The 12,731-nt window shown below is 65.1% G+C and carries 8 protein-coding genes; 1 reads left to right on the forward strand and 7 read right to left on the reverse strand.

Features of this window, described 5'->3' with window-relative positions; translation table 11 throughout:
- Positions 1-6 precede the first annotated feature (6 nt).
- From GGQ67_RS11685 to GGQ67_RS11700, 4 genes are all read right to left on the reverse strand, one after another.
- Positions 7-1,038, reverse strand: coding sequence for a TadE/TadG family type IV pilus assembly protein (locus tag GGQ67_RS11685; RefSeq protein WP_246400168.1), 1,032 nt, complete (start codon positions 1,036-1,038; stop codon positions 7-9).
- A 165-nt stretch (positions 1,039-1,203) separates the two neighbouring features.
- Positions 1,204-2,082 (reverse strand): transglutaminase domain-containing protein, encoded by an 879-nt coding sequence (locus tag GGQ67_RS11690; protein WP_183900344.1) that lies wholly within the window; start codon positions 2,080-2,082, stop codon positions 1,204-1,206.
- 4 nt (positions 2,083-2,086) lie between these two features.
- Entirely contained in the window at positions 2,087-4,504 is a 2,418-nt protein-coding gene (locus tag GGQ67_RS11695; RefSeq protein ID WP_183900345.1) for a circularly permuted type 2 ATP-grasp protein, read from the reverse strand.
- A 20-nt stretch (positions 4,505-4,524) separates the two neighbouring features.
- On the reverse strand, positions 4,525-7,845 hold the full coding sequence (locus GGQ67_RS11700) for a transglutaminase family protein (RefSeq protein WP_183900346.1): 3,321 nt from the start codon (positions 7,843-7,845) through the stop codon (positions 4,525-4,527).
- A gap of 401 nt (positions 7,846-8,246) precedes the next feature.
- On the opposite strand from GGQ67_RS11700, the gene GGQ67_RS11705 reads away from it, so the two are divergent.
- Positions 8,247-8,627, forward strand: coding sequence for a GNAT family N-acetyltransferase (locus tag GGQ67_RS11705; protein WP_343056510.1), 381 nt, complete (start codon positions 8,247-8,249; stop codon positions 8,625-8,627).
- 34 nt (positions 8,628-8,661) lie between these two features.
- Here GGQ67_RS11705 and GGQ67_RS11710 read toward each other — a convergent pair whose 3' ends face one another.
- The 3 genes from GGQ67_RS11710 to GGQ67_RS11720 form a co-directional block, all read right to left on the reverse strand.
- The gene (locus tag GGQ67_RS11710) at positions 8,662-10,041 is read right to left on the reverse strand and encodes a sensor histidine kinase (protein ID WP_183900347.1); all 1,380 of its coding nucleotides are present in this window, start codon (positions 10,039-10,041) and stop codon (positions 8,662-8,664) included.
- Complete coding sequence (locus tag GGQ67_RS11715) at positions 10,038-10,760, reverse strand: response regulator (protein WP_183900348.1); 723 nt, start codon at positions 10,758-10,760, stop codon at positions 10,038-10,040. Before GGQ67_RS11715 ends, GGQ67_RS11710 begins: the two co-directional genes overlap by 4 nt.
- Before the next feature lie 85 nt (positions 10,761-10,845).
- On the reverse strand, positions 10,846-12,714 hold the full coding sequence (locus GGQ67_RS11720) for a TPR end-of-group domain-containing protein (protein WP_183900349.1): 1,869 nt from the start codon (positions 12,712-12,714) through the stop codon (positions 10,846-10,848).
- Positions 12,715-12,731: the final 17 nt, after the last annotated feature.

The following is a 12,731-nucleotide window of genomic DNA, read 5'->3' on the forward strand; positions in this document are numbered from 1 at the left end:
TTGATGTTACTGGGTCAGGCGGACGTAGTTGCTGTCGGTAGCGGTGCAATCCGACGAGATCGTGTAGAAGATGTCCTGGCGATCCCAACCGCCGCCGTCTTCCCAGGCGTGGCTTTGCGGCTTCGCGCAACCGAAGTATTTTTCCAGCGGGAAGTTGATGCCCTGGGGCATCTGCTTGCCATCAACAAACAGGTAGTTGCTGGTCGCCGGATTGTCGGTTCTGAGCGTGTTGTTGTAGGAGAAGTAACCGGAATATTGGCTCTTGTTCTTATCCTTGGCGGGGATCACGTTGCAGGTGACGTCTTTCTTGCTGTTGACCGTAGCGTAGGCGCCGAGCGGGCAGCCGTCGGTTTTGATGTCCATCTTCAGCACGAGCTTGGTATATTTCCCGAGATCGATCGCGCCGGAGGGGTTCATGACCTTCGTGCCCTGGCCGCTATCGTTTTGCGTTGTCGGCTGGTAGGTATAAGTGCCGAGTACAACCTCATCGGTCGTGTCCGGGCGTACGACGATGATCGATACGACCTTGTACCAAAAGCCCTGGGCATTGGTCGGTGTCAGCGTGATCTTTTGCGGCTTCATCGGCGATATTGCTGCTGCGTTCGCGCCGATCGATATTGAGTTATAGTTGGCGATCTTCATCAGCGATGTGTCGACCGACGCGTTCAGGGCAACCTTGAACGTCCGGCCATCGGCGGTCATTGTCGATGTGACATTGCCTGGCATCTGTGAGGAATAGCCCTTGAGGAAGGCCTGGGCGGTGGTGGTTGCCGCGGCAAGATTGGAGCCGTCGAAGACTTTGCCGCCTTCGAGCGCGGTTGCGTCGGCAATCTGCTGCAGATTCGTCCTCTGCGCGGATGCATTGGAATAATCGACCGCGACGCCCCCTGCCAGCAGCAACGGGGTGGCGATCAAAGCCGTTACCATAGCGAAGTTGCCGCCACGGTCTTTCAGCAGGCCGGCGAAGCTGGCCTTCAGCGAATGCAAGGTGCTCATCATGTTCACCAGAATGGGGTTGCCCTTAATGCAAGTATTCATGGGCCACATTCGTTGCGGTCGACTTTATGCATTCGTTCGAAATTTAGCGATTTGTCGCTTTCCTGCGCGGAATCGCGCGAAATCGGCGACGATGCGGTCGGATTCGCCTCCTGGCGTTCGCCGGGAGGCCGGATGGCCGCCTTATTTCACGTTGTTTTGCTGGCGCTACTTGACGGGAATGACGTCGACCGCCTGCACGGCGCGCTGGCCGCCATAGCTCTTCAGCACGCCGATGACGGGGGCGACGTCGGAGTAGTCGCGGCCGTAGCCGACGACGATGTGGTCGGTGCCGGCGGGGATGTTGTTGGTGGGGTCTAGCTCCACCCAGCCGGTCGTCTCGCCGCACCAGACGCGCACCCAGGCATGCATGGCGTCGGCGCCTTCCAGCCGCTCCTTGCCCGGCGGCGGGATGGTACGCAGGAAGCCGGAGACGTAGCCCGCGGGAATGCCGAGGCTGCGTAGCGCCAGGATCATCACATGGCTGAAATCCTGGCAGACGCCGCGCTTCAGCCGAAAGGCTTCGATCGGCGTGGTGTCGACGTTGGTCGCCTCGGCGTCGTAGGTAAAGTCCTTGTGGATCGCGGCACAGAGGGCGGTGGCGATTTCGAGCACGGTCAACCGGGGCTGGACGACGCCTCTCGCGTAATCCGAAATGACCGGCGTCTCGATCAGGCGCGGGCTGTTGCCGAGGAAATGATGCGGCGAGCCCGGCTTCAGCGACCAGACGCCCGATATCTCCTCCGGCAGATCGGCGAGCACGGGGGAGAAATCGGCCGTGATCGAGTGGCTCTCGACCTGGACGCGGGCGTGCATGCGGATGTCGAGCTTCTCGTGCGGCGCGCGGACCATGAAGGAGGTCGCGGGATGCTCGAAGAAATCGGTGAAACTGGACTGCTCGTCGGGCGTCGGCGATACCTTGATCGAACCCGCTATCAGGCGCTGGCGATCGGGCAGCGACAGAGGTAGCAGGCGCATGATGTGGCGGGCGCCGGAGGCCGGCCAGTCGTAGCTATAGCCCATGTGCAGCGACAGATCGTAGAGCACAACATCACCCCAGATAGGTTTGCGCGAGGAGATCGGAGAGGTTCTCGAGCTCGCGTTCGAGGCTGCGATAGACGTCGTCGGTCATCGTCTCGGGCGTCATGACGGCGAGGCCGGAGCGCAGGCGCATGGATTCGCGGTAGAAGGGCGACATCTGGCCGTTGGTGAGCGCGTTCGGCAGCTGTTCGACCTCGCGCAGGATTTCGTTCAGCTGGAACAGGATGGAGCGCGGGTTGAGCGGGTCGAGCGCCAGAAGGTCGGTTACGGTCAGCCGCGCCGTGTTGACGTTGTAGCGGCGGCGGTGGGTCATGACGCTGTCGCCGATCTCGAGCAGCATGTCGAGCGCGCCATCGGGCGCCTCGGGGCCGGACATGTGGCCGAGCAGGCGGGTCATGTGCAGCGCGCGCTCGATATGGCGGCCGAGCGACAGGAAGCGCCAGCCGGTGAAGCGGTACATGTTTTCATGCACGAGACCGGCGAAGCCCGCGAGCTTGCGCAACAGGATCGTCATCGCATGGCTGGCGTCGTCGCCCGGCGACACGGTGGCGTGGAAACGGCGGGCGGTCTTGGCGAGATCGGTCAGCGCCAGCCATCCATCCGGCGAGAAGCGGTCGCGGATGTTGCTTGCCGAATAGACGGCGCTGTCGATGTTGCGCAGCAGCGTGTCGGGCACCGCGTCCTCGGTGTCGATGTCGACGGCGGCGAGATAGGCGCTGACATCGGCCAACAGCGGCTGGCTCGGATCGGCGGCCTCGGCGAAGCGGGCATGCCAGGCGCGCAGGATGCGCAGCGCCCCTTCGGCGCGCTCGATATAGCGGCCGAGCCAGAAGAGATTGTCGGCGGCGCGGCTGGGAAGGCTCCCCGGCATGTTGCGGGTGAAGCTCGCCTCGGTCGGCAGCAGCGTGTGGCGCTCGACGGGCTTGTCCGAGACGATCCAGACGTCGGCGGCGGCCCCACCCGACTGCATCGCGATCGCCGCCACGTCGTCGCCGGCGCCGATGCGGGCGAAGCCACCGGGCATGATCTGCCAGCCGTTCTTGGTGCGGGCGGCGAAGACGCGCAGCGACATCGGCCGCGGCACCAACTTGCCGTTCACCCAGCTCGGCGTGGTCGAGAGCGTCACGGCCTCCTGGCCGACGAGCTTGGGGCCATCGCTGTTCAGCCAGTCGCTGATGGAATCGCGAGCGGTGGCGCGCAGCGCCGAGCCGAGCACGGATTCACCGTTGTCGTCGAAGAAGGGCGCGCGCGAATAGGCCGGGCCGATCACCATCTTCTCGATGTTATGGGCGACATGGTCGCGCTCGCTCTTCTGGCCGCACCACCAGGTGGCGATGGACGGCATCTTGAGCTCCTGGCCAAAGAGGCGGCGACAGATGGTGGGCATGAAGGCGAGCAGCGCGCGCGTCTCGATGATGCCGCTTCCGAGCGCATTGACGATGGTGACGCTCTCGGCGCGCAGCGCGTCCACCAGGCCCGGCGTGCCGATGTGCGAGGTCTGGTTGAGCTCGAGCGGATCGGCATAGGCGGAATCGAGACGGCGCCAGAGCACGGTGATCGGCTTCAGGCCGGAGACGGTTCGCACCATTACCTTGCCGTTGACGACGGTCAGGTCCTCGCCTTCGAGCAGCATGAAGCCGAGATAGCGGGCGATGTAGGCGTGTTCGTAATAGGTCTCGTTGGCGGGGCCGGGGGTGAGCACGGCGATGCGGTCGTCGCCACTGTGCTTCATGCCCTGCAGCGCATCGCGGAAGGCGCCGAAGAAGGAGGCGAGGCGGTGCACCGGGGTTTCGGCGTAGATATCGGAGAAGGCGCGAGTGGTCGCCACCCGGTTTTCCAGCGCGAAGCCGGCGCCGGAGGGGGCCTGGGTGCGGTCGGCCAGGACCCACCAGTTGCCATCGGGGCCACGGCCGACCTCGAAGGCGCAGAAATGCAGATAGTGGCCGCCGGCCGGCTTGACGCCGACGAGCGGGCGCTGGAACTCCGGATTGGAGGCGATCAGCGCCGGCGGCAGCACGCCATCCTCGACCAGCCTGTTGTCGCCATAGATGTCGGCGACGATCGCTTCGAGCAGGTCGGCGCGCTGGACGAGGCCTTCCGACAGGCTCTCCCATTCGCGCTCGTCGATGAGCACCGGGATGGGCGAGAGCGGCCAGGAGCGCTCGGCGCTGCCGGTGCTGCCATAGGCGCGGTAGAAGACGCCGGCATCGCGGAGGTAGCGGTCGGCGCGGGCGAAGCGCTCGGTCAGGTCCTTCTCCGGCATGCCGCTCAGAAGCGCCATGAAGCGCTGCCAGACCGGGCGGATCGCGCCGTTCTGGTCGACCATCTCGTCGGCGACGCCAGGCGGCGGGCGATAGCCGAGCACCGCCTCGTTGCCGATGCGCTCGCTCTTGTCTTGCCGCAGCTCTCTTGCCGGTTTCTTGCCCATGGACCCCTAGTCTAATGCGTCTAACTGCCTGCCGGTCTTCTCAGATCCAGCGTCAGCGGGAACTCCGGCGATCCGGTCTCGATCGCGGGGATATAGCCGCCCGATGTATGCCCCCATGGCTCGAACCGCGCCAGGCGCCTGGCTTCGGCTTCGTTACCATTGACCGGGAAGGTGTCATAGTTACGCCCGCCCGGATGGGCAACATGATAGATGCAGCCGCCGATCGAACGCTTCGACCATGTATCATAAATGTCGAAGGTGAGCGGCGTGTTGACCGGCAGTAGCGGGTGCAATCCCGACGCCGGCCGCCATGCCTTGAAGCGGACGCCGGCGACCGAGACGCCAGCGGTGCCCGTCGGCGTCAGCGGCACGGTGCGGCCGTTGCAGGTGACGGTGTAGCGGGACGAATTGCTGGTCTCGAGCCGCACCTGCAGGCGCTCGACGGAACTGTCGACATAGCGCACGGTGCCGCCGATCGCGCCTTCCTCGCCCATGACGTTCCAGGGTTCCAGCGCCTGGCGCAGCTCCAGCTTCGAGCCCTCGTATTCGACCTCGCCGCAGAAGGGGAAGCGGAATTCGAGCTGCGCCTTGAACCATTCCGGGCTGAGATCGAAGCCGTTCTGTTTGAGATCGGCCAGCACGTCCTGAAAATCGGCCCAGACGAAGTGCGGCAGCATGAAGCGGTCGTGCAGCGTGGTGCCCCAGCGCACGAAACGGCCATCGGCCGGGTTCCGCCAGAAGCGGGCGATGAGGGCGCGGACCAGAAGCTGCTGGGCGAGCGACATGCGCGCGTTCGGCGGCATTTCGAAACCGCGGAACTCGACGAGGCCGAGGCGGCCGGTCGGGCCATCGGGCGAAAACAGCTTATCGATACAGATCTCGGCGCGGTGGGTGTTGCCGGTGACGTCGATCAGCAGGTTGCGGAACAGGCGGTCGGTAATCCAGGGCAGGGGCGTCGGTCCACGGCCGGGCGCCGGGATCTGGGCGAGTGCCGTTTCCAGCTCGTAGAGGCTGTCATGCCGAGCCTCGTCGATGCGCGGCGCCTGGCTGGTCGGGCCAATGAACATGCCCGAGAACATGTAGGAGAGCGAGGGATGGCGCTGCCAGTGCAGCACCAGGCTCTTCAACAGGTCTGGACGGCGCAGGAACGGGCTATCGCCGGGATTGGCGCCGCCGACCACCACATGGTTGCCGCCGCCGGTGCCGGTGTGGCGGCCGTCGATCATGAACTTGTCGGCGCCGAGGCGCGACTGGCGAGCTTCCTCGTAGACGACGCTGGTGATCGCTACGCAGTCCTGCCAGTTGGAGGCCGGGTGGATGTTGACCTCGATGACGCCGGGGTCGGGGGCGACGCGGATGACGTTGATGCGCTCGTCCTGCGGTGGCGAGTAGCCCTCGATATGGACGGGCAGGCCGAGCTCGGCGGCGGCGTTTTCGGCGGCCGCGATCAGCTCGAGATAATCCTCGATGCGCTCGACCGGCGGCATGAAGACGCAAAGCCGACCGTCGCGCGGCTCCACCGAAATGGCGGTGCGCACCGCGCCGCCGATCTCGCCCAGCGTCTGCTCGACGCGGCTCTGCCCGGCCTCTTCGCTATGGCGCGAGGCCTCCGGCATGGCGCGGCCCGAGGGCACGAAGACGTCGGGCAGCGGCTTGCGGGGGATGGAGGGATCGGCCGGATGGATGTAGGGGAAACGCGCGGGCGGCACGTAGGGCAGGGTGCCGAGCGGCAGGCGGTACCCGACGGGGCTGTCGCCGGGCACGAGGAAGATCTTGCCGCGACGGGTCTTCCAGCGCTCGCTCATCCAGCGTTGGCCGGATGCCTGGGCGTTCCAGGCCTGGACGGGGAGGATATAGCCCGTCGGCGTCGTCAGGCCGCGCTCGAAGACGCGGGCGATGCGGTTGCGCTCTTCCGGGTCCTTGAGCTTGGAATTCGAGGGATCGACATTGTCAGGCAGGCTGCCTTCCTTGAGGATCCATTCGGCGGGGTCCTCATAGGCCGGCAGCGCCATGTCGGGTTCTATCGCGAGTTCGCGAGCGATGGCGCCGAGCAGGTTGGCGGCGTCGTCGGCCGCGACACCGGTGTCCTTGCCTTCGCCGGCAATCAGATCAGGGTTGCGCCAGATCGGCTTGCCGTCCTTGCGCCAGTAGAGCGAGAAGGTCCAGCGCGGCAGGCTTTCGCCGGGATACCACTTGCCCTGGCCATAATGCAGGAAGCCGCCGGGGGCGAAGCGCTCGCGCAGCTTGCGGATCAGGATATCGGCCTTTTCGCGCTTGGTCGGGCCAACGGCCTCGGTGTTCCATTCGGCGGATTCGAAATCGTCGATCGAGACGAAGGTCGGCTCACCACCCATGGTGAGGCGGACGTCTTCTGCCTGCAGGATGCTGTCGACCTTGGCGCCGAGCGCGTTGAGTTCGTCCCAGCTGTCGTCGGAGAAGGGCTTGGTGATGCGCGGATGTTCGGCGACGCGCGTGACCTTCATGTCGAAGGCGAATTCGGTGCTGGCGTGGCCGTAGAGCGCGCCGGAGATCGGGGCGGCGTTGCTATAGTGCGGCGTGGCGGCAAGGGGGATGTGGCTCTCGCCGGTCAGGAGGCCCGAGGTCGGGTCGAGGCCGATCCAGCCGGCGCCGGGGATATAGACTTCGCACCAGGCATGCAGATCGGTGAAATCGACCTCGGTGCCGGAGGGGCCGTCGAGCGCCTTTAGATCGGGCGTCAGCTGGATGAGATAGCCGGAGACAAAGCGGGCGGCGAAGCCTAGATTGCGGAGGATTTCGACAAGGAGCCAGCTGCTATCGCGGCACGAGCCGAGCGCCAGCTTCAGCGTCTCCTCCGGCGACTGCACGCCGGGCTCCATGCGGATGACGTATTCGACGTCGTTCTTCAGCCGGGCATTGAGGCCGACGATGAAATCGGTGGTTCGCATCGGCGTGCGGTCGATGCCTGATAGATAGGCCGCCAGCGCCGGCTCCACCGGCTGCGGCTGCATGTAAATCTTCAGGTCGTCCCTGATCTCCTCGGGGTAGGAGAAGGGCCACATCTCGGCGCTCTCCTCGATGAAGAAATCGAAGGGGTTGTAAACCGTCATGTCGGCGACGAGATCGACCTCGATCTTGAACTCGGTCACCGGGTCGGGGAAGACGTAGCGGGCCAGATAGTTGCCGTAGGGATCCTGCTGCAGGTTCACGAAATGGTTCGCCGGCGAGACCTTCAGCGAATGGCTGATCACCCGCGTCTTGGAATGCGACGCGGGCTTGAGGCGGATGATCTGGGGCCCGAGGCGGACCGGCTTGTCGTATTTGTAGTGCGTCAGGTGATAGATGCTGGCTTTGATCGACATGGACTGCCTTATCCGCGGCCGTATCGTTGTACGGCATTTGCTGTTCCCGGGTGCAGTGTGTGCAATGCAGCGAGAGAATGCAAGGTAGGGATGGGGTGGTTTGGCGGTCGTGCGTTTGTGCCGTATCATCGCGTCGGATCGGAGATCATTTCATGACGACAGTGACGGTAACGGAGCAGGGCAGCGCGATTTTGCCGAAAGAGGTGTTGGAGCATCTCGGAATCCGGCCCGGCGAGGCGATCAGGCTCGATCTGCTGCCAGACGGGCGCGCGGAACTCAAAGCAGCCGGAGGCAGCGGTTCCTGGCGTGAGCTGAGCGGCATGCTAAAGGGCAAGACCAACGGCCGGACGCTTTCGATCGAGGAAATCAACGATGCGATTGCCGAGGCGGGAACGGCCGGGATCATTATCAAGATAGATCCATTTCCCTCGGACGATGAACTCAACAGCCTTTGGGTGGAAGCCTGGGGCGCTCATGAGGCGCGGGATTTCGGTAAGGTACTCGCTCGCAGTCTCACCCATCTCGGAGCCTACGAGGGCCCGCGCCTGGTAGGATTTGTCAACGTCGCGACGGATGGTGGTCTGCACGCATTCATTCTGGATACCTGCGTCACGCCTGATATGCGGGGGAAGGGGATTGCCACGATGTTGGTCGAGGAAGCGATACGCGTTGCCCGAGACAGAGGCGCAACATGGCTGCACGTCGACTTTGAACCGCACCTGGCCTCATTTTATCGTGGTTGCGGTTTCAGATCGACGGAAGCAGGTCTAATTCAGCTATAGGACGGGCGTGTAGCCCTCCGTATCGATGATCTCCTCATCCTCTGGCAAACATCACCACTGCCTTCACCCCCCGTCCATCACCACCGGGACCGAGGTCGAGCGTCGCGCCAAACAACCCGCAAATCTCCTCGACAATCGGCAAGCCCAATCCAGCACCTGGGGCGCCGGATTGGTCGGCGCGGGAGAAGCGGCGGCGGACGGTTTCTAGCTGGTCGGGTGGGATGCCGGGGCCGTTGTCTTCGACTTCTAGCAATACGGCATCGTCGAGACCACGAATGCGGACGGTGACTTCGGCGCCGTGGCCGGCATAGGCGATGGCGTTGCCTGTAAGATTGCGCAGGAGTTCGCCGATCAGCAGCGGTTCGGCGCGGATCATCTCGGGGCCGTCGCCCTCGAAGCCGAGGTCGATGCCGGCGGCGGACGCGGTCGGGATGAGTTCGCCGGTGATCTCCTGGGCGATCGCGGTGAGGTCGATCGCTGTCGCCGTCAGTGCCTCGCGCGAGGTGGCGGCGTCGATCTTCGCCATCAGGAGCAGCTGCGCCAGCACGCGCTCGGCATGCGCCACGGCCTGGTCGCCCTTCAGCGCGACGGCCTGGGCGTCTGCCAGCGAGGTGGCGCGCGCCGACAGCGCAAGTTGCGTGCGGATGATGGCGAGCGGGGTTCGCAGCTGGTGGCTGGCATTGCCGGTGAAATTGCGCAGCGCGTCCAGCGCCTGCTCCAGCCGGATCATGAAGCCGTTGACGGTATCGACCAGCGGCTGGACCTCGCTCGGGACGGATTGCTCGATCGGGTGCAGGTCGTCCGGGCTGCGTTCGCCGATCGCGTCGCGCAGCTTGTAGAGCGGGCGCAGCGCCACGGTGACCGAGATCCAGACGATGATGGCGGCGCCGAGGATCATGACGGAGAGGCGCAGCGCCGAGCGCAGCAGGATGGCGCGGGCAAGCTGGCGGCGGGCGATGGTGGTTTCGGCGACGGTGACGGTGAAGGGAACCGAGCGGATGCCCGTCGAGGCCGAACGGTTGAGGGTGGCGACGCGGATCGGCTCGTTGCGGAAGAGGTCGTCGGCGAAGACGGCGCTGTCGCCCTTGGTGTTCTTGATGACGGGGAGCGCCTGGTAACCGGTGATGAACTGGCCAGGCGGGCCGTCGACGCGGTAGAACACGCGGTCCTGCGCGGCCGATGTCAGCATTTCGAGCGCCACATAGGGTATGTCGACCTGCAGCGAGCCGTCCTCGGCGACGACGACGCGTTCGGCGATCGCCAGCGCCGAACCGGCGAGGACGCGGTCGGAGACGATGTTGGAGGTCTGCACCGCCTCGCGGTAGGTATCGGCCAGCGCCACGATGCCGATGACGGCGGTCGAGATCAGCAGCCAGAAGAGCAGCCGGCGGCGAAGCGAATAGGCTGCTGTCATGGCGCCTCGGGAGTGGCGGCGCCCGGTGGCGGGGCGTCCGTCGAAGAGGGGGTGGGGAGCTTGTCGAGATAGTAGCCGATCCCGCGCGCGGTCTTCACCGTCAGCCCATGCGGCGCCAGACGCTTGCGGAGGCGGCTCACATATTGCTCGATCGCATTGGCGGAAATATCGTCGTCGAAGGCGGTCAGCGACTGGATGATCGCTTCCTTCGAAACGACCTTGCCGGCGCGCATGAAGAGGATTTCGAGCAGGCCGAGCTCGCGGGCGGGGATGTCGAGCGGTGTGGCGCCGGAAAAGAAGGCGCGGGAATTCAGATCGAGCGACAGGCCGCCGAAGCTGACGGTCGCCGAATGCAGGCCGGCCTGGCGACGCAAAAGGACGCGCACGCGGGCCTCGAACTCGGCTATGTCGAAGGGTTTGATCAGGTAGTCGTCGGCGCCGAGATCCAGCCCCCTGACGCGTTCCTCCGGCGTGCCGCGCGCCGTCAGGATCAGGACTGCGGCCTGGTTCTGGCGGGCGCGCATGGCGCGCAGCACGTCGAGCCCGTCCATCTCCGGCAGGTTGAGATCGAGCACCACGAGATCGAAGCTCTCGGCCGCCGTCACCGCATTGGCGGAGGCGCCGTCATGGACCACGTCGACGGCATGGCCGGTGCCGCGCAAGATTGCCGACAGCCCATCGGCCAGCGCGATATTGTCCTCGACCAGTAGAATGCGCACGGATGTTCCCTTGATTTTTGCCGGAGACTACAGGGCGGCGCCGACGATGTCACGATGCCTCGTCGGGGGTGTCGTGCGATGGCTCTCACTGCCGCGCGATGGCCGCCATCAGCTTGATGAAGCGCGGGTCGGAGCGGATGTTGTCGAGGTCGGAATCGTTTTCGAACCAGCCGATCTGGTAGGCGGAGCTGTTGGGGAGCAGCTGCTGCAGGAGTTCCATGGCGCGGTCGGTGTCGCCGAGCACGGCGTGGACGCAGACGGCGTTGTAGCGGGTGATGACGTCGTGCGGGTCCATGGCAAGCGCGCGGTTGATCCAGGAGACGGCGCGTCCGCGGTCGCCGATCTGCGCGTAGGCCAGCGCCGCGCGGTGGACGGGGGCGGAATTGCCGGGGTTCTGCTCGGCGGAGCGTTCGGCGCGGGCCGCCCCTTCGGCCGCCCAGTTTCGGGCTTCCTCGTCGCTTCCGAGCGAGCGGCAGGCGGCGGCGAGCAGGACGGGGGAGACGTAGTCATCGGCGTAGAGTGCCGCCGAACGTTCGAAATAGACGATCGCCTCCTCGAACTGGCCGCGCTTGAACAGGCGGTGGGCGAAGTGAAAATTGGCCTCGAAAAGATTGGGATCGAGCGCCAGCGCCCTGGCGAAATAGATGTCGGCCTCCTGATCGCGGTCCGCGTGATGCAGCGCGATGGCGCGGGCGGCATGCGCCTCGGCGAGAGCGGGATCGAGCGCCAGCGCCTTTTCGGTCGTCTCCAGAATTTCACCGATCGGCAGTTCGGCGGCGTACCAGATGTAAAGCGCGCTGTCGCAATCGGCGATGCCGGCATAGGCGCGGGCATAGTGTGGATCGAGCTCGATCGCCTTGTAGAACATGCGCCTCGCCATGATCAGATAGGACATGGTCATGCTGCGGGCGAATTTGCGACCGCGCAGATAGTAGGTGTAGGCCTCGACATTGGTGGTGGGGTCGCTTTCAAGCGCGCGCACTTCCTCCGGCCGCATCTTGATCTTCAATTGCCCGACGATCGCATGGGCGATCTCGTCCTGTATGGCGAAGATATCGGTGAGGTCGCGGTCGTAGCGATCGGCCCAGAGGTGGTCCTCGTTCAAGGCGTCGATCATCTGGGCGCTGATGCGCACCCGCGTTCCCGACTTGCGGACGCTGCCCTGCAACACATAGCGCACCGAGAGTTCGCGGGCGATCTGGCCGATCTTCACGCTGCGCCCCTTGTAGGAGAAGGTGGTGTTGCGCGGGGTCACCATGAGGTCCGAGATCTTCGAGAGATCGGTGATGATGTCCTCGGTCAGGCCGTCGGAGAAATACTCCTGGTCGGGATCGCCGCTCATGTTGGTGAAGGGGAGGACGACGATCGAGCGGTCGTCGCCGGCCGTCGTTTCTGGGGCGGGCGTTCGCGGCTTGCGATCACCGGTCGTGTCGGCGGGGCGGTCGAAGCGGACGGCGTAGACGTGAACCTCCTGCTGGATGTTCTTCAGCGTCTGCCGGCCGCGATCGTCGAAGCCGAGGTCGAGGTGGGCGCCGACATGGTCGCGCACCGACGACGAGACCGCGATGCCGTCGGGTTCCGCCACGGCCTCCAGCCTTGCCGCGACATTGACGCCGTCGCCGAAGATATCGTCGTTCTCGACGATGACGTCGCCGAGGTTGACGCCGATGCGAAAGCGGATGCGCCGGTCTTCCGGCACGTCGTCATTGTCCAGCGCCGCGCCGCGCTGGATGTCGACGGCGCAGGCGACCGCGTTGACGACGCTGCCGAATTCGGCGAGCAGCCCATCGCCGAGCAGCTTCACCAGCCGGCCGCGATGGCGGGCGATCGCCGGTTCGATCAGCTCGGTACGATGACGGTTGACCGCCTTCAGCGTGCCGGCCTCGTCGATGCCCATCAGCCTGCTGTAGCCGACGACATCGGCGGCGAGGATGGCTGTCAGTCGGCGCTCCAATGCGTCCTCCGAATGAT

Source organism: Rhizobium metallidurans (genome assembly GCF_014196505.1).
Lineage (GTDB): Bacteria > Pseudomonadota > Alphaproteobacteria > Rhizobiales > Rhizobiaceae > Rhizobium > Rhizobium metallidurans.

Coding starts and splice junctions, on each gene's coding strand:
- GGQ67_RS11700 (WP_183900346.1), bottom strand. CDS start 7,845: ATGTCGATCAAAGCCAGCATCTATCACCTGACGCACTACAAATACGAC.
- GGQ67_RS11710 (WP_183900347.1), bottom strand. CDS start 10,041: ATGACAGCAGCCTATTCGCTTCGCCGCCGGCTGCTCTTCTGGCTGCTG.
- GGQ67_RS11695 (WP_183900345.1), bottom strand. CDS start 4,504: ATGGGCAAGAAACCGGCAAGAGAGCTGCGGCAAGACAAGAGCGAGCGC.
- GGQ67_RS11685 (WP_246400168.1), bottom strand. CDS start 1,038: ATGAATACTTGCATTAAGGGCAACCCCATTCTGGTGAACATGATGAGC.